Raw genomic sequence first — 24,977 nt, 5'->3', positions numbered from 1 at the left:
TGTGGGGCCGCATAATTGTGCTTCCAACGCCCCTCCCCCGCAGGGCGCGCCACTACAGGGCTACGCCCGCAAAAGCTGCCCTCACCCCAACCCCTCTCCCGCAAGCGGGAGAGGGGCTTGAGCAAGGCCCAAGCCGAGCGATCAGCGATCGCTCTTCATGTACTGCAGGAACGGGTCGTTCTTGTCGAGCACGATCACGCCGTTGCCGTCGGTCATCGAGGCGCGGTAGGCCTCCAGGCTGCGGTAGAAGGCGTAGAACGACGGGTCAGCCGAACCGGCCTTGCCGTAGATCGACGCGGCCTGGGCATCGCCCTCACCGCGCAGCTGCTGCGCATCACGTTCGGCTTCGGCCACGATCACGGTGCTTTCGCGGTCGGCCTGGGCGCGGATGGTCAGCGACTGCTCCTCACCCTCGGCGCGCAGCTTGGCGGCCTCCTGCTTACGCTGGGCGCGCATGCGCTCGTAGACGTCGGCAATCACCTGGCTGTCGGTCGGCAGGTCGATCTGCTTGATGCGCAGGTCGATGATCTCCATGCCCAAGGCAGCAATCGCCTCGTTGATCGACTTCAGCTGACCGGCAATCAACTCGCCACGGTCACCGGACACCAGTGCCTGCAAGGTGCGCGAGTTGATCTGGTTACGCAGCGAGTCGGTGATGATCGGTGCGAGGCGGGCGTTGACGATCTTGCTGTCGCCGCCGGTGGCGCGGTAGTAGGCGCGCACGTCGGAGATCCGGCCAATGGCGAAGAAGTCGACGCTGACGTCCTTCTGCTCGGCAGTGAAGTAACGCGCCGGGGCGGTGTCCAGCACCTGGAAGCGACGGTCGAACACGCGCACGGTTTCAACCAGCGGCACCTTGAAGTGCAGGCCCGGCTTGATGTCGGCACGCACCACCTTGCCCAGGTTGAGCACCATGGCGGTCTGGTCTTCGCGAACCACATAGACCGACCCCAACAGGCCCAGCAACACCGCGACGAGTACGCCGATAACGACTGAATTTTTCATCGGCCGGCCTCCTCACGCGATGCCGAGCGCGAGACCGAACGGTCCGCATTGCGAATGCTGTCGGTCGCCGCCGGCAAGGCCGGTGCCACCATTTCCGGGGTCAGCTGCGGGGCAGCCGAGGTCTTGCCGGCATCGGCCGGCATCGGCACGTAGATCAGCTGGCGGCCGTCGCCACCGATGACCTTGCGGTTCTCGGCCAGCACCTGCTGCACGGTTTCCAGCCACAGGCGCTTGCGGGTGACTTCCGGCGCATTCTTGTACTCACCCTGCAACAGGGTGAAACGGCGGGCGTCACCTTCGGCGCGGGCGACGATGGCCTGCTTGTAGCCTTCGGCGGTGGTACGGGCACGCGAGGCCTGGCCGCGCGCTTCGGGTACAACCTTGGCGGCGTAAGCCTGGGCTTCGTTGATCAAACGCTCCTTGACCTGCTGGGCACCGTTGACCTCGTCGAAGGCCGGCTTCACTTCTTCCGGCGGACGCGCATCGGGCAGGGTCAGGCCGGTCACACTGAGGCCGGTCTTGTAGGTCTTCAGCGAGGCCTGCAGGCGCTGCTCGGCGACCACGGCCAGCGGGCCACGGTTGTTCAGCACGGTATTCAGGTCGGCGCGGCCAACCTGCTCACGCACGGCGCTCTGCGCGGACTGTTCCAGCATCTGGTCAGCATCAACCGTACCGAACAGGTACTCGCGCGGGTCGTCCACGCGGTACTGCACGTTGACCGACACGTTGACGATGTTCTCGTCCCGGGTCAACACCGGCACGTTGCTGCTGAAGGTCTTGATCTGGGTCGCATTGACCTTGACCACCGATTCCAGCGGCCACGGCAGCTTGAAGTTGGGGCCCGGCTGCAGGATGCGCGAGTACTCGCCGAAGCGCAGGACCACGCCGCGCTGCTGTTCGCCGATCAGCTGGAAGCTGGAGAACAACAACAGCAGAGCCAACGCGACCAGCACCCAGCGCCAGATACCGCCATCAAACAGGTCGCGCAGCGGACCGGGCAGTCCACCACCCCAACCTCCGCCATTGCCGCCACGTGGCGTACGCGGCGCGCGGTTGTTGTCCGCACCACCACCGCTGTTGCCGCCGGGTGTATTCCAGGCCATGCATGCTCCATCTGTAAGGGCCAGGCTGCGGGGGCTCCCGCCGAGGACCTGACCATCTATCGAATCCCGATTCTAACAAGGCAGACTCTGAACAGGTTCGGGGCTACCTGAACGGAAAGTTTTACTCACTGATCAGCGAGCCAGGTAGCTGATCCGGCGGTGCGAGCCCCAGCCAAGACGGGTCCCGCAGTATCCGTGCAGGCCCCTCCCGGCACCTGCTCTGAACAGGAATAAGGGCAGACCAGCGTTTTCACAACAGTTATGGTTGCACTCCCCCGTTCCGACGCAGGCCTACCGATGTCCCATACCGCCCCGTTCACCGCCTTCCGCATCCACAACGACGACGCGGGCTACCGCAGCGGTCCTGAACAAGTGGACCTGGACCAGCTGAGCCCGGGCGAGGTGGTGATCCGCGCCCGCTGGTCCTCGGTCAACTACAAGGATGCGCTGGCTGGCACCGGCAAGGGCAAGATCCTGCGTCGCTTCCCGCTGGTCGGCGGTATCGACGTGGCGGGCGAGGTTGTCGCCTCCAGCGACCCGGCCTTCCGTGAAGGCGACCAGGTGCTGACCACCGGCTGTGGCCTGAGCGAAACCCGTGACGGCGGCTACAGCCAGTACGTGCGCCTGGAGTCCAGGTGGGTGATCCCGCTGCCGGCCCAGCTCAGCCTGCGCGAGGCCATGGTGCTGGGCACGGCCGGCTTCACCGCCGCGCTGGCACTGCTGCGCATGACCGACAACCGGCAGACCCCGGCCCACGGCCCGCTGGCCGTCACCGGCGCTACCGGCGGGGTCGGCTCGCTGGCGGTGGACATCTTCAGCCAGGCTGGCTACGAGGTGCACGCGATCAGCGGCAAGGCCGAGGCGGCCGACTACCTGACCGCCATCGGTGCCAGCCAGATCCTCGGTCGCGATGCGCTGGCCACCACCCGGCCGATGGAATCGGCACGCTTTGGCGGTGGCCTGGACAACGTCGGCGGCAGCATGCTGACCAGCCTGCTGGCGCAGACCAGCCCTTATGGCAACGTGGCGTCGGCCGGCTTGGCCGCCTCCGGCGAGCTGGACATGACGGTGATGCCCTTCATCATCCGCGGCGTCTCCCTGCTCGGCGTGGCTTCGGCCGGCACCGCCCGCGACATCCGCGAGCAGGTCTGGCAGCGTCTGGGCAGCGACTGGAAGCCGCGTCATCTGGACCGCATCTGTACCCGCGAAGTGGGCCTGGATGGCCTGCCCGAGGTCTTCGCCACGATGCTGGAAGGCAAATCCTTCGGCCGCACCGTCGTAAGAATCGACTGATATCGCCTATCAGCCGCCCTGGCGTGAGGTGCGTCACTTCACGCCAGCGCCGCGCCAGCACTACACTGCCGCCACTACTTGGGGAAAAACATGGCGCGTATCCTGATCGTCGACGATTCACCATCGCAGTTGATGGGCATCCAGCGCATTGTGGAAAAGCTGGGGCATGAGATTTTCACCGCAACTGATGGCGCCTCTGGGGTGGAGGTTGCCAAACAGGTGCTGCCGGACCTGGTGTTGATGGACGTGGTGATGCCGAACCTCAACGGGTTCCAGGCAACCCGCACGCTCAAGCGCGAGGCGACCACGCAGCACATCCCGGTGATCCTGGTGACCACCAAGGATCAGGACACTGATCGTTTGTGGGGCATGCGCCAGGGGGCGAAGGCGTACATCACCAAGCCCTTTACCGAAGACGACCTGTCTGCAGTGATCGCGCAGGTGTTCAGTGCCGAGGCACCGCCGGTTGGGTGATGCTGCTTTCTTGGGGAAAGCGGTTTGGAAAGGCGGGCTTTGCCCGCCTTTCTTGTTTTTGGGTGTTGGGGTTTGCTTAGGGTTTGCTTGCTGGAAGCTTGCCCTCACCCCAACCCCTCTCCCGCAGGCGGGAGAGGGGCTCGGATTGCATGAGCTCGTAGAGCACTAGCCCCTCTCCCGTTTACGGGAGAGGGGTTGGGGTGAGGGCAAGCTTCTAGCTAAAGATATAAACCAAAGAAAAAAGAAAAGCGGGCAAAGCCCGCTTCTCTTCAACAGCAACAGCGCAAACCAAACCGCGATCAGTCCTCGCCAAACGCCTTGGCCAGGTCCTTGTACGCTTTGCGCTGGGCTTCGTTGCTCGCTACCGGCGCCACCACTTCCAGCTCCACGATCTGGTCACCATCCGGGCTGCCGGGCAAGCCTCGACCACGCAGGCGCAGCTTGCGGCCGCTGTCCGAATCGGCCGGCACCTTCAGCTCCACCGAGCCACCCAGGGTCGGCACGCTGATGCTGGTACCCAAGGCAGCCTGCCAGGGCGTCACCTGCAGCGTGTAAAGAATATTGCGGCCATCCACCTCGAACTGCGGATGCGAGGCGTACTCCACCTCCAGCATCAGGTTGCCGCCGCCACTGCCCTGCCCGCTCAGGCGGATCACCTGGCCTGGTCGGATGCCCTTGGGGACGCGCACGTCGAGCTGGCGACCGTCCACGGTGATGCGCAGGCCGTCGCCACTGTAAGCAGCCTCCAGCGGGACCGACAGCTTGGCGCGGGTATCGCGCATCGGCTGCGGGCCGGCACCACCGAAACCCGGGCCCGGGCGACGTCCACCGGCACCCGCGCCGCCGCGCTGCCGGGCGAACAGGCTTTCGAAGAAATCGCTGAAACCACCACCGGCGCCACCGCCGCCGAATACTTCCTCGAAATCAAAGCCCTGCCCGCCGCCAAACCCCGGCGGCGCATTGAATTCCTCGCCCGGGCGATAGCCCTGCGCGCGCAGCTGGTCATAGGCCTTGCGCTTGGCTGGATCGCGCAGCGCCTCATAGGCCTCATTGACCGCCTTGAACTTGTCCTCGGCGCCGGCTTCCTTGCTTACGTCCGGGTGGTACTTGCGCGCCAACCGACGGTAGGCCGTCTTGATCTCGGCATCACCGGCGCTGGGCTCAACCCCAAGCGTGGCGTAGTAATCCTTGAATTCCATCCTCACACCTCTGAAAAAAAGCTGGCCCGACACCTTGCGGCAACGGGCCATCGTGCAATCGGCAGGCGCCGTGGCCCCATTCTACCGGGCCACGGTGCCTGCGCAGGTGGAAGTTCGCTCACGCCGTCAGGCGCTGGGCTGGCCCTGCACCACCTGGATGCGGCGCGGTGCTGCCTCACTGCGCTTGGGAATGCGCACTTCCAGCACACCATTGTGGCTATGGGCAACGATGCCCTCGGCGTCAGCGCTGTCGGGCAGCACGAAACGACGGTTGAAGGCGCCCTGGCCGCGTTCGCTGCGGGTCAGACGTTGGCCTTCAGCCAGCTCCGGCGCGCTGCGCTGGCCGCTGATGGTCAGCACACCCTTTTCCATCTGCACTTCAATGCCGGCGGGGTCAACGCCGGGCAGATCGGCAGAAACGACGAAACGGTTGGCTTCCTCGCGGATATCGACTGCAGGCGCCCAGGCTGACGCGGTGCTGTTGGTGACGGTTTCAAGCAATGGCGACAACAACTGATGAATCTCGGACTGCGTCGGCCACTGGCGGTAACGTACGATGCTCATGATGTCCTCCTGCAAGATATGGGGACTGGCATGCCGGAATGGCGCTGCCTTTCCCATGCACACGACGTATTGTGTGAAGACCGCCTTTTCAAGCTGTTGACGCGGTGCTTCCACCGTCTCTTTAAACTTCAATTCAGCCTAGGAGTCCTGCATGTCCATCAACGTTGGCGACCGCATCCCTGAAGTCACCCTCAAGCGTCTGCGCGAAGGGCTGGAAACGATCGACACCCACGCATTGTTCGATGGCCGCAAGGCGGTGCTGTTCGCCGTGCCCGGCGCATTCACCCCGACCTGCTCGGCCCGCCACCTGCCCGGTTATGTCGAGCATTTCGAGGATTTCCGCAACCGCGGCATCGAAGTGTTCTGCATTGCGGTCAACGACCCGTTCGTGATGCAGGCTTGGGCCAAGAGCCAATCGGTACCGGATGGCTTGCAGATGCTGTCAGACGGCAACGGCGATTTCACCCGCGCGCTGGGCCTGGAAATGGATGCCAGCGCCTCCGGCATGGGCATCCGTTCGCGGCGATTTGCGTTGTACATCGAGAACGGCGTGGTCCGCGCTACCTACATCGAACAGCCAGGACAATTCGAAGTATCCGGAGCCGAGCATGTGCTGGCCAATTTGCCGGTTTGAAGGCGCGAAAATTCCCCGTAGTGCCGAGCCCTGCTCGGCTGGGGCGTTACCGGCGATTTTGTAGCCGCGACAAGGTCCCTGCAGAGCGTGGCTTGGCACTGCATGACATGGCGGGGGAAGCCCCTTGCCGAGCATGGCTCGGCACTACAGGGCATTGCTGGGAAAGCCCCTGCCGAGCATGGCTCGGCACTACAGGGCATTGCTGGGAAAGCCCCCTGCCGAGCATTGCTCGGCACTACAGGGCATTGCTGGAAAGCCCCTGCCGAGCATGGCGCGGCACTACTGGGCATTGCTGGAAAGCCCCTGCCGAGCATCGTTCGGCACTACATTGCGGCGCTTAGTTCACTACGCGGAAGCGGACGCGCGTCCATGTGCCGTCGGCTGCCAGCGCCGTCAGGGTGTGTTCGCCGGCGTCATTGAAGTCGCGGGTGAAGGTGCGGGCACCTTGTGTCTGCGCTATCCAACGGCCGTCGAGCAACCATTCAATCGTCGCCTCGCTGCCCAGCGCGCGCAGCTGCAGGCGCGGGCCATGCTGTGCTCCCGGCGGGCGCGCCAGTGTGGCCAGGTCATTCAGACCATCGATATGCAAGACGCCATCGGACTGCCGTCCGTCATCGGCGCAGTCCGATGCCAATGGCGGCAGGCTTTGCGCCTGCCGTTGCGCCACGGTCAGCCAAGGCGAAGCCATCGCTGGCCAGCGCGCGATCTCGCGATCCTCGATGTGTGCATGGCCTTCGCAACCGGGCGACAGCCGCTGCCCGGTTCTTGCATCTATCTGGAAACGCATGCGCCCGGATTGCCATAACCGCGCTTCGCGCTCAGGAAAGCTTGGCGGCACCACACCATCCAGCACCCACGCAGGGAACCGGCGCTGGCACATGGCAGGCGGGGTCTGCTCGGCGGCAATGCCCAGCGGCCAACAGATCTCGACCTCGCTGACGCTGTCCGGCCGTGCCCGCACTGCATTGTCAGCGGCCTGGCGCGGCAGGCTGTCGATGACCTCGAACATCAGCGGCAAGGCCGTCACCGCGCCGTATTGGCCCGGCAGCGGCGTGCCATCCGGACGACCAACCCAGACACCGACCGTGTAAGAGCGGGTGCTGCCGATCGCCCAGGCATCGCGATAGCCGTAGCTGGTGCCAGTCTTCCATGCAACGCGCGGTCGGTTGCCGGTATCGAAAGTGCCTACTCCGTAACCGGGGCGCGGATTGGACTCGAGCACATCACGCACGATCCATGCGGCACCCGGCGATACCAGCCTACGCTCGATGCGTGGGTCTTTCGGCGTGTAGCGCACGCGACCGGCGATACCTTCCCGGTTGAACGCGGAGAACGCGCCGACCAGATCCTCCAGGCGCGCCCCGGTACCACCGAGTATCAACGCAAGGCTGGGCTGAGTGCCATGCGGGAAACGCAGATTGATGCCGGCATTGCCCAATCGTGCAGCGAACCGCGATGTGCCAACCCTGTCCAGCAGATCCACCGACGGCACGTTCAAGGACAAGCGCAAGGCAGTTGCAGCACCAACTGGACCATTGAATGCCGCATCGAAATTGCCCGGTCGGTAGCCACCGAAACTCTGTGGCGCATCCACGATCAGGCTCTCCGAATGGATCAGCCCGTCGTCCAACGCCATGCCATACAGGAACGGCTTGAGCGTTGAACCCGGTGAGCGCCACGCCTGCACCATATCCACATGGCCAAGCCGGGCCTTGTCAGCAAACGTGACCGAGCCGACATAGGCGCGTGCTTCCAGTGTGGTGTTGTCCATCACCAGCAGCGCAGCCGAGGTGCGTTCCGGGAGTTGTGAGAAATAGGAAGAGACACGTTCTTCCAAAGTACGTTGCAGGCCGCTGTCGATCGTGGTTTCGATCTGCGGCACACGCGGATAGGCGCTGCGCATGCGTTGCGCCAGCAAGGCGGCATGCAAAGGCTGTTGCAGCGAACGTGCCACCACCGGCTCGATGCGCGCGTCGGCGACATCATCGGCCGACCACACCTTGAGCTCGGCCATGCGTGCCAGCACCTTGTCGCGGGCGCGCTGCGCGGCTTCCGGGTGCCGATCAGGACGCAGCCGGCTCGGCGACTGCGGCAACACCGCCAGCAACGCGGCCTCGGCCTGCGACAGATGCGTGGCCGACTTGCCCAGATAGGCCCAACTCGCCGCTTCCACGCCCTCAATGGTGCCGCCGTAAGGCGCGCGTTCCAGGTACAGGTCGAGGATCTGTGCCTTGCTCAAGTGCACTTCCAGCTGCAGCGCGCGCAGCAACTGTTTCACTTTGCCCCAGGGCGTGCGCGTATGCGGATCGAGGATGCGCGCGACCTGCATGGTCAGGGTCGAGCCACCGGAGACGATGCGTCGTTCCAGCAGCATCTGCTTGCCAGCGCGCACAAGCGCCCACGGGTTGATGCCGGGGTGGCGCCAGAACCAGCGGTCTTCGTAGGTCAGCAAGGCCTGCAGGTACAGCGGCGAGATGGTCTTTGCATCGGCCGGGTAACGCCACACGCCTTCTGCATCAGCGAAGGCACGCAGCGGTGTGCCATCGCGCGCGACCACCAGCGTACTGGTGTCGCGTGATTTCGGCAGCGGCAACGGAAATGCCAAGTCCAGCACCAGCAACAAGGTCAGCAGGGCGGCAAGCGCCCAGCGCAGGTTGCGGAGCGTGAAGATGGTGCGCACGCGGGTGGCAACGTGTTTCAGCCGGGAGGCGCGCGTTTTCAATGGGGATGATTCTTCAGACATTGCCTGTGGAGCTGGGGCGGAACGGCTTGGCCGCGGACGAGCTTACCCCTCCCCCACCCTCCCCTTGCCTTCGGCAAAGGGAGGGTGCAGGAGCAGCAGCCTGACGCCGCGATTATTGCCTGTGTCGCTGCGACGGAATGGCTTGGCCGTGGGAGAGCTTACCCCTCCCCGGCCCTCCCCTTGCCGTTGGCAAAGGGAGGGAGCAAGCGACTACGGCTGCACCACCGTGATGGTGCTGGGGTTGGAACGACCCACGCCGCGCATGTCCGGACGGTACATATCCTCGGCCAGCGGCGGCGGCACCATGTATGTGCCAGGAGTGACCGCACGCACCAGATAGAACACGTGCGCGGTGCTGCCACGCGACAGCTTCAGTGCAGCCACATAGCGGTCATCGCGGAACTCCTCGTGCTTGACGTCGGCGGCGCTGGAACGGTCGCTGACCTTGACCTCACCCACCACCACGTCGGCCCACTGCTTGGCATCGCCGAGGTTGAAGTTCTCGATTTCCAGGCCGGCCGGCAACAGGTCGGTGAGCAAGGCATCGGGCATGTTCGAGTTGGAAGTGACGCTCAGCCGCACGATCAGGGCCTCGCCTTCCTTCAACGGACGCGGCGTCCACGGCTTGCCATCGGTGCCGAACCAGGAGCGCTCGATGCCGATAACGCTGTTGTCCGGTGCCGGTGGCTGACGCGGGATGCCGGCAACGTCGAGGCTGGCGAACATCGGCGCCTCGCCCTGCGGCGAGAACCGCACGCCCTGCGCCAGCTGCGCCATGTCGAAGACACGGCCGAAGGCCTTGCGTGCACTGATGTCCTCGACCTTGTCACCGACTGCCAGCTCACCGGATACCAGCTTCTTCTGGTTGGCCATCAAGGCCTTGCCCAGACGCGCCAGCGCTACCTGCTCCTGCGTGCTCAGCCACATCCAGCCGCTGTTGCGGCGTGCGTCCAGGGTGCGCCCCAGATCAATCACGCGCGCATCGTATTCCGGCTTGGAGAGGCCGCGTTCGTGCAGCAAGGCGATCATCAGTGCCTCATCGCGCAGGCGGCTGCCGTAGTCACCGAAATACTCCGGACGATCGGCGCTGGACTTGGCGAAGCCAGCAGCAATCGCCGCCTGGCCACGCTTGCTGTCACCCTGGACCGCCAACGCAGCCCCCAGATGCACCAGCGACAGGCCGGTCACTGCCTTGCTGCGCTCGTTGTCCCACAGCGTGCGCAGCGTACCCAGCGGTGCGCGGTTGACCCGTGCCAGCACATAGCCGGAATAGGCCTGGTTGGCGAACTTCAGCGCATCGCGGCGGTCGCTGCCGTAAAACTGGTTGCCACCGCTGAGCAGGTCTTCGCTGATCCGGTTCAAGGCCTTCTGCAGCACGTTCTCCGGCACCGCGAAGCCTGCGTCCTTGGCGTCGAGCAGGAACTCGGCGACGTACGGGGTCAGCGCCGGATTGATGTAGTCGTCATCGCCCCACATCGAGAAGTTGCCGTTGGACACCTGCATCGACGCCAGGCGGCCGAACGCGCCTTCCATGCGCTCGCGGCGCACCTTGGCGTCCAGACCATCGGCGCCAAGCATGGTCGACGTGGCCTCGTCCAGCATCAGCGCTGCATACCCCTTGCTGGTGGTCTGCTCGGCGCAGCCATAGGGATAGTTCAAGGCGCCCTGCAGGGCCGAGGCGAACGGGATCGGTGGCAAGGCGCTCACCAGCATGCGCGCATTGACCGAGCCGCTCATCAACCCATTGGCAAAGCTGCTGTCCAGGGTGATCGGCGCCAGCGGGTCCAGGGTACGGGTCTGCGAACGCAGCACCGATGGCCACGCCGCGCGCACCGGCAGGTCGTAGCGGCGGTCCACCTTGAAGCCATTGCCATCAACGCGCACCCGCACCTTGGCCACGCTATAGCCTTCCTGCGCGGTCAGCGGGAAGCTCAGCGTGCTCTTGGCGTCCACCGCCAGTTGCACCGTGCGGGTCGACTCACCGATACCGAGCGGACCTTCACCGTCCACGCGCACGTTGAACTCGCCGGGCTTGCCGGTGAAGTTCTGCACGTCGAGGGTAACCGTGCTGCGATCGCCCGGTGCCATCACCCGCGGCATGCTGGCCTCGGCCAGGATCGGCGCGCGCACCAGCGTCTCCACATCCCGGTTGCCGTAGCGGTCGGCCGAATAGACCATCGTCGAAACGCGCAGGGTGCCGTTGAAGTCCGGTACCTGCAGGCGCACCCGCGCATTGCCCTTGGCATCGAGCGCCACCGGGCCGGAGAACAGGTCCACGGTCTGCACGCGTGCGGTCGGCCGTTTGGCCTGCGGCAAGGCCGCCAATGCCATGTCGCCGCCGAACTTCAACTTGCCGCTATTGCCCTCGAAACTCTCGATCACGCGACCGTAGATGTCATAGGCATCCACGCCCAGCCGACGCTGCGCGAAGAAGTGCCCGGGTGCATCCGGCACCGGGAAGCGGGTGATGTTGAGGATGCCCACATCGACCGCCGAGACGGTGACATGCGCCGGCTTGCCGGCCAGCTCGGGCGCGCTGACGGTGACCGTCATCGGCTGTTCCGGGCGCATCTGTTTGGGCGCGATCAGGCCCACCGCGACGCGGCGGTCGCGGCGGTCCATCGGCACATGCGCGACGCCGACGGCACGCGCCGGGGTGATCTTGCTCGGCGCGCTGCCACCACGGAACACCAAGGCGGTGATGTAGACATCGTGCCGCTCCCAGTCCTTGCTGACCGGGATTTCAAACGTGCTGCCCGGCTTGGCGTCGATGTCCTGCACGTACAGCATGCGGTCGCTTTCAACCATCAGCACGCCACGGCCAGCATGCGGCGGTGTCAACGTGACCTTGACGGTGTCACCGGCGCGGTAGGCGGTCTTGTCCAGCGACAGCTTTACCTTGTCAGGGCGGGCATCCAGCCCACGGTTCTGATCATCCCAGCTCCAACCAGCGCGGAACGGATAGCGCATGGTCAGGCCGGTGGCCGGATCGAACACGTCCACCCGGTACTCGCCCCACTCGACCGGGAAATCGAACCGCGCCGAGGTGGCACCGGCATCGATGGTGCGGGTTTCCTTGTTCTCGAAGCGACGGGTGAAGTCGTAGTCCCAACGGTTGTCGGTATAGGTCCAATGGTAGTCGCGTAGCTCGCGCACCAAGGTGATCTTCAGCCCCTTGGCCGGCTGCGGCTTGCCATCGGCATCCACCCGCATCAGCTCGAAGCGCGCATTGGCATTGGCATCGGCGCCATCGGCATCGTTGAACAAGGGGCGCACGGCGACCAGCGCCGGTGCCGGCCACATCACCCGCTTCAAGGTGCGGGTAACTGTGCGGCCACCGGTTTCATAGACGCTGCCGGACAGCAGCGCAGCCACGGTGGTGGCCTTGCCCGCCTCGGCCGGCAGTGCAACGTCTTCGCGCAGCTTGCCGTCCTTGGGCAGGGTGGTATCGATCACGTCATTGGCTTCGCGCGGCAGCTGCACGGTCGGGTCGCCGAAGAACCAGCCCGGCATCGACTCGACCGGATGCTGTTCGACTGCCACCGCCAGACGCGCGGTGAAGCGGTTGCCGTCTGCCGGCGCGCCATACAGATAGGCAGCATCGGCCTGCAGTTTCAATGCTTCACCCGGCTTCAGCGTCTTCTGCGCGCTGGCCAGATCCAGCTTCATGCGTTCGGGCAGGAACTCCTCGATGCGCAGGGTCATGCCCTGCACCGCCTCCTTGCTGGCCGGATCGGTGCGGAACTCAACGGTCCAGCGCCCGGTCGGTGCTTCCACAGGGATGGTCTGCTCGAACGCGAAATAGCCCTGCTCGCCCGGCTGCAAGCGGGTTTCACGGAAGGTCTTGCCGTCGGGCTGCTTGAGCCGCAGGAACACCGGCTGGCCGCCGGTGGCTGGCCCGGCCAGGGTCTTGCCGTCGTTGTCGCGCAGCAGCGCGGAAATGCGCACGGTTTCGCCCGGGCGGTACAGATCGCGCCCGGACCAGGCAAATACGTCGAAATTGGCGTTCTGGCGCCCGGCCACCGCGAACTCGCTCAGGTCCAGCGCTGGCTGGTTGAACGGCAGCATGGTGGTGTCACTGCCACTGCTGGCGACCAGCACATGCGCGGCATCCAGCGTGTAGTTGAGCAAGGCGTTGCCATTGCCGTCGGTCTGGCCCTTGAGGATGACCTCGCCCTTGCCGTCGATGACCTTCAGCTCGACCTTCCTGGCCGGCGCGCCGTCGGCCAGCGAAGCGGTGTGGACGAACAGCTTGTCCTTGTAGGCGCGGGTATGCAGGCCGATGTCGCTGACAGTGAAGAACGAGGTATCGAACTCGCTGTCGAAACTGCCGGTGCGCTTCATCACCGCGAAGTACAGGCCGGGCTGCTGCAGCTCCTTGACGTCCTGGATAGGCAGATAGGTCAGCACCCGCTCGTTCTGTTTGCCACCGAGGATGAAGCGGTTGACGTAGACCGGTTCGGCCAGCTGGTTGAGCGGGGTCTTGTCACCGTATTCGCTGTCCAGCTCCCAGCTGCCACGGCGGCCGCCGCGCTGGTACTGGCTGAAGAAGGTTGGCAGGTCCTTCTCGCGCACGCGCAGGAACTCGACGTCCACCTCAGGCACGTTCACCGATACCACCGGCAAGCCGCGGCTCTCGCGGGCCGGCAGCACGCTGCCCTGCGAGGCAAAACCCACCGCAGGATCCAGCTCGCCGGTGAAGACCTTCTGCTTCACTTCCGTGCCCAACCGATTGCCATCAGCGGCCAGCAGGTCGGCAGAGATGATCAGCGTGTATTCCTTGGCCGCCTCCACATAGGGATAGCGCAGGGTCTTGCCGTCGTCCGACAGCGACCAGCTGCTGTCCTCGTTGCCGACCTTCTCCTCGAAGCGCAGCAACTTGTCGAAGTCCTGGGTGCCGACCAGCGGACGCGAGAACTCCACCGCCAACGCAAGGCCGTCACCACCCTTCTGGTCCGGGTAGGCGCGCAGCATGGCAAAACCCTTGACCTCTTCCTGCTTGGTCTGGATCGCCTCACCGCTGGCGCCGGGCAGCTGCCCGGTTTCGTTCCTGCTGCATCCTGCAACCAAGGCCAGCGCCACCAAGGCGGCCGCAGCCCAACGCATACCCTTCAACATCCTGTTACCCATGGCGTCCTCCCGCAGATCGCCGGAGTATAACCAGCCCACATGTAAGGGCTTGTGTAGCGATGCGCCCCCTGCTGGAGATGTGTCTGGAAACCCGCCCGGCGAACAACACGCGCTACAGGTGAGTCCTCGATACCCCAAAAAAGAGAAGGGCCACCGATTCCAGCAGCCCTTGCTCTTCTTTCGCCTCCCTCATTGCCATGGACGGAGCGCGATATCAGAACGCATCACCGGGCACGCGCACCCAACCTTCCATCAGGATGCGGGCGCTGCGGCTCATCACCGCCTTGGTGACCGTCCACTGGCCATCGACCAGCGCGACCGCGGCCCCGACGCGCAGCGTGCCGGATGGGTGGCCGAAGCGCACCGCATCACGCTGACCACCGCCGGCAGCGAGGTTGACCAGCGTGCCCGGCACTGCCGCTGCCGTGGCGATGGCGACCGAAGCGGTGCCCATCATCGCGTGGTGCAACTTGCCCATCGACATGGCGCGGGCATTGAGGTCGATGTCGGCGGCATGGATCTGCTTGTTGCCGCTGGACAGGTAATCCTGCGGGGGCGCCACGAAGGCGACCTTGGGCGTGTGCTGCCGCTTGAGCGCTTCTTCAGCGCTCTTGATGAGGCCCATGCGCAAGGCACCGGTAACGCGGATGGCTTCCAGCTTTGCCAGTGCCGCCTTGTCTTCATTGATGACCGGTTGCAGCTCGGCACCGGTGTAACCGATGTCCGCGGCATTGACGAAGACCGCGGGGATGCCGGCGGTGATCATGGTCACCTGCAGTTTGCCGACACCTGGCACATCGAGCTCGTCGACCAGGTTGCCGGTGGGAAACATCGCGCCGCCCCCCTCGCCTTCGCCCTCATCGGCCGGGTCGATGAACTCCAGCACGATCTCGGCGGCCGGGAAGGTTACGCCATCCAACTCGAAATCACCGGTTTCCTGGACCTGCCCGTTGCTGACTGGCACATGGGCGATGATGGTCTTGTTGATGTTGGCCTGCCAGATGCGTACCACGCAGGTGCCGTTCTCCGGCACGCGTGCGGGATCGACGTAGCCAGCGTGCAGCGCGAACGCGCTAGCACCGGTCGACAGGTTGCCGCAGTTGCCGGACCAGTCGACGAAGTCGGTATCGATCGACACCTGCCCGTACAGATAATCCACATCGTGATCAGGCTTGCTGCTGGGCGAGATGATCACGCATTTGCTGGTGCTGGAGGTGGCGCCGCCCATGCCATCGGTGTGCTTGGCATACGGATCTGGCGAGCCGATTACCCGCTGCAACAGATGGTCACGTGCCGGGCCCGGCTGCTGGGCGCTGGCCGGCAGGTCTTCCAGGCGGAAAAACACGCCCTTGGAGGTGCCGCCGCGCATGTAGGTTGCCGGAATCTTGATCTGGGGAATGTGGGACATGGTGCGGGTTTCCTTGCTTCGATCGTGATGTGGAAGGCCGGATGCGATGCTAGCCGCCTATGCCCTCACCCCAACCCCTCTCCCGCGCGCGGGAGAGGGGCTCAAGTCATGCGTTTGCCGATTCCAGGAAGTCCTGCGCGAAACGCTGCAGCACGCCGCCGGCCTCGTAGATCGCAACTTCTTCGTCCGAATCCAGGCGGCAGGTCATCGGCACCCTGACCACTTCACCGTTGCGGCGGGTGATGACCAGGGTCAGATCGGTACGCGGGGTGCGCAGGCCGATCACGTCATAGCTCTCAGTGCCATCGATGCCCAGCGTGTTGCGATTGGTGCCCGGTTTGAACTCCAGCGGCAGCACGCCCATGCCGATCAGGTTGGTGCGGTGAATACGCTCGAAGCCTTCGGCGGCAATCGCTTCAACACCGGCCAGACGCACACCCTTGGCGGCCCAGTCACGCGAGCTGCCCTGGCCGTAGTCGGCACCGGCGATGATGATCAGCGGCTGCTTGCGCTCCATGTAGGTCTCGATTGCCTCCCACATGCGCATGACCTTGCCTTCCGGCTCCACCCGCGCCAACGAGCCCTGCTTCACGCTGCCATCTTCGTTGCGCACCATCTCGTTGAACAGCTTGGGATTGGCGAAGGTGGCGCGCTGCGCGGTGAGGTGATCGCCGCGGTGGGTGGCGTAGGAATTGAAGTCCTCTTCCGGCAAACCCATCTTGGCCAGGTATTCACCGGCCGCGCTGGACAACAGGATCGCATTGGACGGCGACAGGTGGTCGGTGGTGATGTTGTCCGGCAGTACCGCCAGCGGCAGCATGCCGCGCAGCGTGCGCTCACCGGCCAATGCACCCTCCCAGTACGGCGGGCGGCGGATATAGGTGCTCTGCGGGCGCCAGTCGTAAAGCGGGCTGACCTTTTCGCCATGCTCGACGCGCACGTTGAACATCGGGTTGTAGACCTTGCGGAACTGCTCCGGCTTCACTGCCGCCTTCACTACCGCATCGATCTCGGCGTCGCTCGGCCAGATGTCCTTCAGGCGCACTTCCTTGCCATCAGCATCCACGCCCAGCACGTCCTTCTCGATGTCGAAGCGCACGGTGCCGGCGATGGCATAGGCGATCACCAGCGGCGGCGAGGCCAGGAAGGCCTGCTTGGCATACGGGTGGATGCGGCCGTCGAAGTTGCGGTTGCCCGACAGCACAGCGGTCGCATACAGGTCGCGATCGATGATTTCCTGCTGGATTTTCGGGTCCAGCGCACCGCTCATGCCGTTGCAGGTGGTGCAGGCGAAAGCGACGATGCCGAAGCCCAGTTGCTCCAGATCCGGCAGCAGGCCGGCTTCTTCCAGATACAGCTGCACCGCCTTGGAGCCCGGTGCCAGCGACGACTTCACCCACGGTTTGCGGGTCAAACCGCGCGCGTTGGCGTTGCGCGCCAGCAGCGCGGCGGCAATCACATTGCGCGGGTTGGAGGTATTGGTGCAGCTGGTGATGGCAGCGATGATCACCGCGCCATCGGGCATCAGGCCTTCGGCTTCCTCGCCCTTGCCGCTGAGCAGCTTGGCTTCATCGGCAATGCCGCGCTCGGCGAGGTCCGACACCGGCAGGCGCTTGTGCGGATTGCTGGGGCCGGCCATGTTGCGCACCACGCTGGACAGGTCGAACTCAACGACGCGCTCATACTGCGCGGTCTCCAGTGCGTCCGCCCACAGACCTGTGGTCCTGGCGTAGTTCTCGACCAGCGCGATCTGCGCCTCCTCGCGGCCGGTCAGTCGCAGATAGTCGATGGTCTGCTGGTCGATGTAGAACATCGCCGCGGTTGCGCCGTATTCGGGGCACATATTGGAGATGGTGGCGCGGTCACCAATGGTCAGTGCGGCGGCGCCTTCGCCGAAGAACTCCAGGTAAGCGCCAACCACGCGCTCCTTGCGCAGGAACTCGGTGATCGCCAGCACCACGTCGGTGGCGGTAATGTTCGGCTGCGGCTTGCCGGTCAGCTTGACGCCGATGATGTCGGGCAGGCGCATCCACGAGGCACGGCCCAGCATCACGTTCTCGGCTTCCAGGCCGCCAACACCAATGGCGATGACGCCCAACGCATCCACGTGCGGTGTATGGCTGTCGGTGCCGACGCAGGTATCCGGGAAGGCCACCCCGCCCTGCTGGTAGATCACCGGCGACATCTTCTCCAGATTGATCTGGTGCATGATGCCGTTGCCCGGCGGAATCACATCGACGTTCTCGAAGGCCAGCTTGGTCCAGTCGATGAAGTGGAAGCGGTCTTCGTTGCGGCGGTCTTCGATGGCGCGGTTCTTGGCGAACGCGTCCGGATCGTAGCCACCACATTCCACTGCCAGCGAGTGATCGACGATCAGCTGCACCGGCACCACCGGGTTGACCTTGGCAGGATCACCACCCTTGTCGGCGATGGCGTCACGCAGACCCGCAAGATCGACCAGTGCGGTCTGGCCGAGGATGTCATGGCAGACCACGCGCGCCGGGAACCAGGGGAAATCCAGGTCACGCTTGCGCTCGATCAGCTGCTTGAGCGAATCGCTGAGCGTTGCCGGATTGCAGCGACGCACCAGGTTCTCGGCCAGCACGCGCGAGGTATACGGCAGCGTGGCGTAGGCGCCGGGCTGGATGGCATCGACTGCGGCGCGTGCATCGAAGTAGTCGAGCGTGCTGCCTGCGAGGTGTTTGCGGTAATCGGTATTCATGGCTGGCCTGTGAGGGTCTGGGCTTGCTGGTGTGCTTTGGGTTACGCGCGAATGCTTGAGATTGCAGCAAACCCATAGCAGCACATGGAATCTGGCATTTCCCTTCTCCCGCTTGCGGGGGAAGGTGCCCGAAGGGCGGATGGGGGGAGCTCTTGCTCTTGCTCTTGCTCTCGCTTGAGCTCCAGCTTTGCTTCGCTTTTTTTACGGGCTTGAAGCGGGCTGTACGTGCTGGAAGCTTCCCCTCACCCCAACCCCTCTCCCGCAAGCGGGAGAGGGGCTTTTAGGCATCACGCATCATCTATGCTTCGGCATCAGCCGCGCTTGTCCAACGGCACGAAGGTCTGGTCTTCCGGTCCGGTGTAATTCGCGCTCGGGCGGATGATCTTGCCGTCGATGCGCTGCTCGATGATGTGCGCACTCCAACCTGCGGTACGTGCAATCACGAACAACGGGGTGAACATCGCGGTCGGCACCCCCATCATGTGGTAGCTGACGGCACTGAACCAATCCAGGTTCGGGAACATCTTCTTGATGTCCCACATCACCGACTCCAGACGCTCGGCGATGTCGTACATCTTCATGTTTTCCTGCTCGGCCGACAGCTCGCGCGAGACGTCCTTGATCACCTTGTTGCGCGGATCGGACACGGTGTAGACCGGGTGACCAAAACCGATCACCACTTCCTTGCGCTCGACGCGGGCCTTGATGTCAGCCTCGGCTTCGTCCGGGGTTTCGTAGCACTTCTGCACTTCGAAGGCGACTTCATTGGCGCCACCGTGCTTCGGGCCGCGCAGTGCGCCGATACCGCCGGTGATGGCGCTGTACATGTCGCTGCCGGTGCCGGCGATGACGCGGCAGGCGAAGGTCGAGGCGTTGAATTCATGCTCCGCGTACAGGATCAGGCTGGTGTGCATGGCCTTGACCCAGGACTCGCGCGGCTGCTCGCCGTGCAGCAGGTGCAGGAAGTGGCCGCCGATCGAGTCATCGTCGGTTTCCACGTCGATGACCTTGCCGTTGTGGCTCCAGTGGTACCAGTACAGCAGCATCGAACCCAGCGAGGCCATCAGCTTGTCGGCGATGTCGCGTGCGCCCGGGTGGTTGTGGTCGTCCTTCTCCGGCGACACGCAGCCCAGCACGGAAACGCCGGTACGCATCACGTCCATCGGGTGCGCCGACGGCGGCAGTTCTTCCAGCGCGGCCTTCACCGATGCCGGAATGCCACGCAGCGCCTTCAGCTTGGCCTTGTAGGCGCGCAGCTCGGCCTTGTTCGGCAGCTTGCCGTGCACCAGCAGGTGGGCGATTTCCTCGAACTCGCTGGTGTTGGCCAGGTCCAGGATGTCGTAGCCACGGTAGTGCAGGTCGTTGCCGCTGCGGCCAACGGTACACAGGGCGGTATTGCCGGCAGCGGTACCGGACAGGGCGACGGACTTCTTCGGCTTGAACGCGGGTGCGGTGGTGGATTCAGACATGGTGTGAACCTCGATCAGATGCGGGATTTTGATGCCCCTCTCCCGCCGGGAGAGGGGTTGGGGTGAGGGTGCAGTCAGCCACAAAGACTTCGTCGTACCCTCATCCGGCGCTACGCGCCACCTTCTCCCACAGGGAGAAGGAAGTGCTGTTACTTCTTCGCAGCAAACGTCTTGTCCAGGCTGCGCTCGAATTCGTGGTAGCCGATACGGTCGTACAGCTCCTCGCGGGTCTGCATGCTGTCCACCACATTACGCTGGTGGCCGTCACGACGGATGGCTTCGTACACGTTCTCGGCCGCCTTGTTGGCAGCACGGAACGCCGACAGCGGGAACAGCTGCATCGCCACGCCGGCCGAGGCCAGTTCATCACGGCTGAACAGCGGCGTGGCGCCGAATTCGGTGATGTTGGCCAGCAACGGCACCTTCACTGCGTCGGCGAAGCGCTTATAGGTCTCCAGGTCGTAGGCTGCCTCGGCGAAGATGCCGTCGGCGCCGGCTTCCACGCAGGCCAGCGCACGCTCGATGGCCGCGTCCACGCCTTCCATCTGGATGGCATCGGTACGCGCGATCAGGAAGAAATCGGGATCGGTCTTGGCATCGGCAGCCGCTTTCACGCGGTCGACCATTTCACCCTGCGAGACGATTTCCTTGCCCGGGCGGTGGCCACAACGCTTGGCCCCCACCTGGTCTTCGATATGGCAGGCAGCTGCACCGGCCTTGATCAGCGACTTCACCGTGCGCGCGATGTTGAACGCGCTTGGACCGAAACCGGTATCGATATCGACCATCAACGGCAGGTCGCAGACATCGCTGATGCGGCGCACGTCGATCAACACATCTTCCATGGTGTTGATACCCAGGTCCGGCAGGCCCAGCGAGCCGGCAGCAACGCCGCCGCCGGACAGGTAGATGGCACGGTACCCGGCGCGCTTGGCCAGCAGGGCGTGGTTGGCGTTGATCGCGCCCACCACCTGCAAGGGGGATTCGGCGGCCAGTGCGGCGCGGAATGCAGCGCCGGCGGAAGAACGACTCATGGGATGGCTCCTGGCTTGTGGCTGGGCGGTGGCGAGCATGCCATTCCGCTGTGACGGTTAATCTGTCACCATCAGATGCATTGATCAATCTTGATTCAATAAATCAACCTATTGAATACGCCATGCCCGACGCCCTCGACCCCGAACTGATACCCGCCAGTGAAGCCTGCGCCCTGCTCGGCATCAGCGCTGCCACGCTGTACGCCTATGTCAGCCGCGGTCAACTCAGCTCGCGCCCGGGCACATCCGCCCGCAGCCGGGTGTACCTGCGGGCGGAAGTCGAACGCCTGGCGCAGCGCAAGCAGGCCGGACGCGGCGCCGAACGCGGCGCGGCACAGAGCCTTGATCGCGGTCTGCCAGTGCTGGAAACCCGCATCTCGCTGATCCGCCCGGATGCGCCCTATTACCGAGGCCGTTCAGCCGTGGCTGCCGCGCAGGCCGGCGCCACCTTGGAAGACATCGCGCGGCTGCTGTGGGAATGCGAGGAGCAGGACCCGTTCGCCGCGGCTGCCCTGCCGGCATGGCCGCCGCGCATCGCCCCCCTGGCGCTTGATGGCAGCCTGCCGCCGGTGGAGCGCGCAATGGCCTGCATTCCGCTGCTGGCCCTGGAACAGCGCCAATCGCTCAATGCCGCCACATCGGTACGCCGCGAGGTCGCAGCAATGCTGCTGCGCCAGAACGCAGCGTTGCTGGTCGGCACCGAGCCCGATACGCGACCGGTACATCGCCTGCACGCCGATGCTTGGATGCCTGGCGATGCAGCTTTCGCCGAACTGGTGCGTTCAGCGTTGGTGCTGTGCGCCGACCATGAGTTGAATGTCTCGGCGTTTGCAGCGCGCGTGGTCGCCTCGACCGGCGCACACCTGCACGCGACGGTAAGCGCGGGATTGGCCGCCCTGTCCGGCCCGCGCCATGGCGGCGCTACCGCTCGTGCACATGCACTCCTGGTCGATGCCGAAACCAGCGGGTCACCCGCCACCTTCATCGCCGAACGCTGGCGGCGCGGTGATGAACTACCCGGTTTCAACCATCTGCTGTATCCCGATGGCGACCCGCGCGGCGCGGAGGTTCTGCGTCAATTGCGTGAACTGCGCGGCGATTCACCGCGCATGCACCATGTGGAAGCGGTTTTGGCTGCTACCGAAGAGGTCAGCGGACAGCGGCCGAATATTGACGGGATGCTGGGGGCTATCTGCTATGTCCATGAACTGCCGGGCGCGCATGCACTGGTGATGTTTGCTACCGCGCGCCTGACCGGCTGGCTGGCGCATGCATTGGAACAGCAGGCTTTGGGCACCTTGATACGGCCGCGTGCACGCTACAGCGGGTTGGCGCCGAGGGGATGAGCTCTTGCCCCCTCCCTTTGGCCAAAGGCCAAGGAGAGGGTTGGGGAGGGTTAAGCTCTTGCGGCCTTTCCAGCATCACCAGCTTCGCGGCTCATGCCGCTCCCACATCCGGCAGATGTGCCGTGATTGCAGATTGATCGGCGGCTGGGCTGTTGTGAGCTTCGCGGCTTACGCCGCTCCTACAAGGCCCCTGCCCGCTTCGACCACTGATTGATGATCTGCACGATCGCCTGCACGCCATCGGTCAAGGCCGCCGGCCCGGGCTGCAGGATCAGTGGCGACTTGATCTCGTGCAGCTCGCCATCACGCACGGCATTGATCGCCTCCCAGCCCGGACGTGCCGCCACCCGCTCCGGACGGAATTTCTTGCCGCACCATGAGCCGATGATGATGTCCGGGTTGCGCGCGATCACCGGGTCGCCAGTGGCAAGGATGCGCGCCTTGGCCAGCGGCTCACGCGACAACTCCGGGAACACATCGATGCCGCCGGCGATCTCCACCAGCTCAGCACCCCATTGGATGCCGGTGATGATGGGCTCATCCCATTCCTCGACATAGACGCGCGGGCGCTGCGGCAGCTTAGCCGCCTGCCCGGCAATTGCATCCAAGCCCCGCTGCAGTTCGTCCGCGTAGGCATTGGCACGCGCGGCCACGCCCACCAACCCACCCAACCGCCGGATGTAGTCGATGATGCCCGCCACGCTGCGGTGGTTGGCGATCCACACTTCCACACCGTTGCGTATCAACTCGGCAGCGATATCGGCCTGGATATCGGAGAAACCAATCGCCAGGTCGGGCTTCAGCTTCAGTATCTCGCCGACCTTGGCGCTGGTGAAGGCGCTGACCTTGGGCTTGTCGCGGCGTGCCTCGGGCGGCCGCACGGTGAAGCCACTGATGCCGACGATGCGGTCCTGCTCGCCGAGTGCATAAAGCGTTTCGGTCGGCTCTTCGGTCAGGCAGACAATGCGGCGCGGGCCAATCATGATGCGGCGAACTCCGTTGTATCGACGAATACGACAGGGCTGTTCCAGGGATGATGGGCGGCAATGCCATCATCCAGAATCCGTTGCAGCCGCTGCGGATCGCGCGCAATGCAGAATTCCAGCCGCACCGTGGGCGCGCGCACCAGCTCCCCGCCCAGGCCAAGGGCGCTGTGCGTGCCTTCGATCACGCGGAACTGCTCCACGCCCGGCGCGGATTCCCACATACCGTGCGCGTAGCCACCGGCGGCCAGGTCATCCACCGCCAGAATCCCCTGCTTAAGCGTTTCCAGCTGCGCAGGCGGCACGAACACGGTGATGCGGAAAACGGGAATCAACTGCATGCCGATGTTCCCCTCACCGTTACGGGAACAGCATCCGCTTGCTCCACTCGCCCGCCGCATCGGCCTCGTAGCACCAGCGCTCATGCAGACGGAAGTCGGCGCCGTACCAGAACTCGATGCGCCGCGGCACCACGCGCACCCCGCCCCAGCCGTCCGGGCGCGGCACATCGCGGCCTTCAAAGCGCGCCTCGAAGCTGGCCAGGCGCTGTTCGAACTCCTCGCGCGACGCCAATGGCTGCGACTGCACCGAGGCCCAGGCGCCAATCTGGCTCATGCGCGGGCGGCTGGCAAAGTAGGCATCGGATTCGGCAGCCGATACCAGCTGAGCATCACCTTCGATCCGCACCTGGATGCCAGCCTCGCGCAGGCTGCGCCACAGGAACAACAGCGCCGTTGCCCGGTTGTCGTGCAGTTCGCGGCCCTTGCGGCTGTCCAGATGGGTATAGAACACAAAGCCGCGCTCGTCGAAAGCCTTCAGCAACACCGTCCGTGCCGACGGGCGGCCATCGATGTCAGCGGTTGCAACCGTCATCGCGGTGGCATCGATCTCCTTGCCAGCCTTGGCCTCTTCAAACAATGCGGCGAAAGTCGAAAGCGCTTCTGCGTAAAGATTGGTCATGGTCCTGCTTCGTAGGGCACGTGTTTGGGCTATTGTGGCGGCATGTCCCCCGTTCCGCACAGTTTTTCCCAACGCCGCTTTGCGCCGGCACTGGTTGCACAGGCATTGGATGATGCACTGGCCAGTGCCGACCGCACGCCAGTACTGGCGATCAGTGGCGTGCAAGGCAGCGGCAAGTCCACGCTGGCCGCGCAGATCGTGGACCTTGCGCGCACGCGCGGCCTGTGCGCCGCTGCTGTTTCCATCGATGACACCTACCTGACCCGCGCCCAACGGCAGCGACTCGCCGATCGCGTGCACCCCCTGCTTGCCACGCGCGGGCCGCCCGGTACGCATGACCTTGCACTGGCGATGGCCACGCTGGATGCGGCCAAGGCCGGGCAAGGCTTCCCCTTGCCGCGCTTCGACAAACTTGCCGACGAGCGCGTTCCCGAATCACAGTGGAAGCGGATCGAACAACCACTGGACCTGCTGGTGTTCGAGGGCTGGTTCCTGGGCACGCCGGCAGAAGCCGACGATGCGCTGCAGGTGCCCTTGAACGCACTGGAACGCGAGGCCGATGCCGACGGCCGCTGGCGGCGCTGGTGCAACCAGTCACTGGCCGAGCATTACCCCGGCCTGTGGCAGCGTTTTGACCGGCTGTGGATGCTGCAACCGCCGAGTTTCGCCGTGGTCCCGCACTGGCGCTGGCAGCAGGAGCAGGCGCTGCAGCAGGCATCGCCTGGGCGCAGCAGCATGACAAGGCCGCAGCTGGAGCGCTTCGTGCAGTTCTACGAGCGCATCAGCCGGCAGGCGCTGCGCACCCTGCCCGGCATCGCTGACCGGGTCATTGCACTGGATGCACAACGGCAGCCGCTCACAGACCCATAGGACTGATGCCGTCCAGCAGGCTGCACGACAGCGGCTTGGC

General features: G+C 64.7%; 18 protein-coding genes. 5 read left to right on the top strand and 13 right to left on the bottom strand.

The window, feature by feature from the left end; translation table 11 throughout:
• Window positions 1-141: 141 nt before the first annotated feature.
• Both QMX78_RS01540 and hflK read right to left on the bottom strand, forming a co-directional pair.
• Window positions 142-1,005: a protease modulator HflC gene (locus QMX78_RS01540; protein ID WP_282265868.1), complete on the bottom strand. Its 864-nt coding sequence runs from the start codon at window positions 1,003-1,005 to the stop codon at window positions 142-144.
• A complete protein-coding gene (gene hflK, locus QMX78_RS01535) occupies window positions 1,002-2,108 on the bottom strand; it encodes an FtsH protease activity modulator HflK (RefSeq protein ID WP_282265866.1) in 1,107 nt (368 codons plus the stop codon). The genes QMX78_RS01540 and hflK overlap by 4 nt, the downstream gene beginning before the upstream one ends.
• Before the next feature lie 297 nt (window positions 2,109-2,405).
• Here hflK and QMX78_RS01530 point away from each other — a divergent pair, with 297 nt between their 5' ends.
• The gene (locus QMX78_RS01530) at window positions 2,406-3,401 is read left to right on the top strand and encodes a YhdH/YhfP family quinone oxidoreductase (protein WP_282265864.1); all 996 of its coding nucleotides are present in this window, start codon (window positions 2,406-2,408) and stop codon (window positions 3,399-3,401) included.
• A 90-nt stretch (window positions 3,402-3,491) separates the two neighbouring features.
• Window positions 3,492-3,875, top strand: a complete 384-nt coding sequence (gene pilH / locus QMX78_RS01525; protein ID WP_062166594.1) for a twitching motility response regulator PilH — start codon at window positions 3,492-3,494, stop codon at window positions 3,873-3,875.
• 299 nt (window positions 3,876-4,174) lie between these two features.
• On the opposite strand, the gene QMX78_RS01520 is transcribed toward pilH, so the two are convergent.
• On the bottom strand, window positions 4,175-5,074 hold the full coding sequence (locus QMX78_RS01520; protein WP_282265861.1) for a DnaJ C-terminal domain-containing protein: 900 nt from the start codon (window positions 5,072-5,074) through the stop codon (window positions 4,175-4,177).
• A gap of 126 nt (window positions 5,075-5,200) precedes the next feature.
• Window positions 5,201-5,638: an Hsp20/alpha crystallin family protein gene (locus QMX78_RS01515; protein WP_282265859.1), complete on the bottom strand. Its 438-nt coding sequence runs from the start codon at window positions 5,636-5,638 to the stop codon at window positions 5,201-5,203.
• 151 nt (window positions 5,639-5,789) lie between these two features.
• Between QMX78_RS01515 and QMX78_RS01510 the strand changes: the two genes are divergently transcribed.
• A complete protein-coding gene (locus tag QMX78_RS01510; RefSeq protein ID WP_282265857.1) occupies window positions 5,790-6,272 on the top strand; it encodes a peroxiredoxin in 483 nt (160 codons plus the stop codon).
• Window positions 6,273-6,609: 337 nt separating this feature from the next.
• On the opposite strand, the gene pbpC is transcribed toward QMX78_RS01510, so the two are convergent.
• The 6 genes from pbpC to prpB all read right to left on the bottom strand — a co-directional run bounded on the left by pbpC (window position 6,610) and on the right by prpB (window position 20,778).
• Window positions 6,610-8,952, bottom strand: coding sequence for a penicillin-binding protein 1C (gene pbpC / locus QMX78_RS01505; protein WP_282265882.1), 2,343 nt, complete (start codon window positions 8,950-8,952; stop codon window positions 6,610-6,612).
• A 273-nt stretch (window positions 8,953-9,225) separates the two neighbouring features.
• Window positions 9,226-14,133 (bottom strand): alpha-2-macroglobulin, encoded by a 4,908-nt coding sequence (locus tag QMX78_RS01500; RefSeq protein WP_282265881.1) that lies wholly within the window; start codon window positions 14,131-14,133, stop codon window positions 9,226-9,228.
• A gap of 226 nt (window positions 14,134-14,359) precedes the next feature.
• Window positions 14,360-15,553, bottom strand: a complete 1,194-nt coding sequence (prpF, locus tag QMX78_RS01495; RefSeq protein ID WP_282265855.1) for a 2-methylaconitate cis-trans isomerase PrpF — start codon at window positions 15,551-15,553, stop codon at window positions 14,360-14,362.
• A gap of 106 nt (window positions 15,554-15,659) precedes the next feature.
• Window positions 15,660-18,275, bottom strand: a complete 2,616-nt coding sequence (gene acnD / locus QMX78_RS01490; protein ID WP_282265853.1) for a Fe/S-dependent 2-methylisocitrate dehydratase AcnD — start codon at window positions 18,273-18,275, stop codon at window positions 15,660-15,662.
• A gap of 311 nt (window positions 18,276-18,586) precedes the next feature.
• Window positions 18,587-19,744: a 2-methylcitrate synthase gene (gene prpC, locus QMX78_RS01485; protein WP_282265851.1), complete on the bottom strand. Its 1,158-nt coding sequence runs from the start codon at window positions 19,742-19,744 to the stop codon at window positions 18,587-18,589.
• Window positions 19,745-19,893: 149 nt separating this feature from the next.
• On the bottom strand, window positions 19,894-20,778 hold the full coding sequence (gene prpB / locus QMX78_RS01480) for a methylisocitrate lyase (protein ID WP_282265849.1): 885 nt from the start codon (window positions 20,776-20,778) through the stop codon (window positions 19,894-19,896).
• Between the two features lie 122 nt (window positions 20,779-20,900).
• On the opposite strand from prpB, the gene QMX78_RS01475 reads away from it, so the two are divergent.
• A complete protein-coding gene (locus tag QMX78_RS01475; RefSeq protein ID WP_282265847.1) occupies window positions 20,901-22,124 on the top strand; it encodes a citrate synthase family protein in 1,224 nt (407 codons plus the stop codon).
• 179 nt (window positions 22,125-22,303) lie between these two features.
• Here the strand turns inward: QMX78_RS01475 and QMX78_RS01470 are convergent, their stop codons facing one another.
• From QMX78_RS01470 to pdxH, 3 genes are read right to left on the bottom strand one after another with little or no spacing between them, the layout of a single operon-like run.
• Window positions 22,304-23,104 (bottom strand): cobalamin-binding protein, encoded by an 801-nt coding sequence (locus tag QMX78_RS01470; RefSeq protein ID WP_282265879.1) that lies wholly within the window; start codon window positions 23,102-23,104, stop codon window positions 22,304-22,306.
• Window positions 23,104-23,448: a hypothetical protein gene (locus tag QMX78_RS01465; protein WP_282265846.1), complete on the bottom strand. Its 345-nt coding sequence runs from the start codon at window positions 23,446-23,448 to the stop codon at window positions 23,104-23,106. The genes QMX78_RS01470 and QMX78_RS01465 overlap by 1 nt, the downstream gene beginning before the upstream one ends.
• A 19-nt stretch (window positions 23,449-23,467) precedes the next feature.
• Window positions 23,468-24,100: a pyridoxamine 5'-phosphate oxidase gene (gene pdxH / locus QMX78_RS01460; RefSeq protein ID WP_282265877.1), complete on the bottom strand. Its 633-nt coding sequence runs from the start codon at window positions 24,098-24,100 to the stop codon at window positions 23,468-23,470.
• A gap of 9 nt (window positions 24,101-24,109) precedes the next feature.
• Here pdxH and QMX78_RS01455 point away from each other — a divergent pair, with 9 nt between their 5' ends.
• The gene (locus QMX78_RS01455) at window positions 24,110-24,937 is read left to right on the top strand and encodes a kinase (RefSeq protein ID WP_282265845.1); all 828 of its coding nucleotides are present in this window, start codon (window positions 24,110-24,112) and stop codon (window positions 24,935-24,937) included.
• The last annotated feature ends 40 nt before the right edge of the window (window positions 24,938-24,977 follow it).

This window comes from Stenotrophomonas sp. PS02298 (assembly GCF_029959445.1).
In the GTDB taxonomy this organism is placed as follows: Bacteria; Pseudomonadota; Gammaproteobacteria; order Xanthomonadales; family Xanthomonadaceae; genus Stenotrophomonas.
The sequence above is the reverse complement of the archived record's forward strand: the minus strand, read 5'-3'. Positions and strand labels throughout refer to the sequence as shown.

Excerpts from the sequence above, each read along its gene's own strand:
- QMX78_RS01540 (WP_282265868.1), bottom strand. The coding sequence starts at position 1,005 with ATGAAAAATTCAGTCGTTATCGGCGTACTCGTCGCGGTGTTGCTGGGC.
- hflK (WP_282265866.1), bottom strand. The coding sequence starts at position 2,108 with ATGGCCTGGAATACACCCGGCGGCAACAGCGGTGGTGGTGCGGACAAC.
- QMX78_RS01530 (WP_282265864.1), top strand. The coding sequence starts at position 2,406 with ATGTCCCATACCGCCCCGTTCACCGCCTTCCGCATCCACAACGACGAC.
- pilH (WP_062166594.1), top strand. The coding sequence starts at position 3,492 with ATGGCGCGTATCCTGATCGTCGACGATTCACCATCGCAGTTGATGGGC.
- QMX78_RS01520 (WP_282265861.1), bottom strand. The coding sequence starts at position 5,074 with ATGGAATTCAAGGATTACTACGCCACGCTTGGGGTTGAGCCCAGCGCC.
- QMX78_RS01515 (WP_282265859.1), bottom strand. The coding sequence starts at position 5,638 with ATGAGCATCGTACGTTACCGCCAGTGGCCGACGCAGTCCGAGATTCAT.
- QMX78_RS01510 (WP_282265857.1), top strand. The coding sequence starts at position 5,790 with ATGTCCATCAACGTTGGCGACCGCATCCCTGAAGTCACCCTCAAGCGT.
- QMX78_RS01500 (WP_282265881.1), bottom strand. The coding sequence starts at position 14,133 with ATGTTGAAGGGTATGCGTTGGGCTGCGGCCGCCTTGGTGGCGCTGGCC.
- prpF (WP_282265855.1), bottom strand. The coding sequence starts at position 15,553 with ATGTCCCACATTCCCCAGATCAAGATTCCGGCAACCTACATGCGCGGC.
- acnD (WP_282265853.1), bottom strand. The coding sequence starts at position 18,275 with ATGAATACCGATTACCGCAAACACCTCGCAGGCAGCACGCTCGACTAC.
- prpC (WP_282265851.1), bottom strand. The coding sequence starts at position 19,744 with ATGTCTGAATCCACCACCGCACCCGCGTTCAAGCCGAAGAAGTCCGTC.
- prpB (WP_282265849.1), bottom strand. The coding sequence starts at position 20,778 with ATGAGTCGTTCTTCCGCCGGCGCTGCATTCCGCGCCGCACTGGCCGCC.
- QMX78_RS01475 (WP_282265847.1), top strand. The coding sequence starts at position 20,901 with ATGCCCGACGCCCTCGACCCCGAACTGATACCCGCCAGTGAAGCCTGC.
- QMX78_RS01465 (WP_282265846.1), bottom strand. The coding sequence starts at position 23,448 with ATGCAGTTGATTCCCGTTTTCCGCATCACCGTGTTCGTGCCGCCTGCG.
- QMX78_RS01455 (WP_282265845.1), top strand. The coding sequence starts at position 24,110 with ATGTCCCCCGTTCCGCACAGTTTTTCCCAACGCCGCTTTGCGCCGGCA.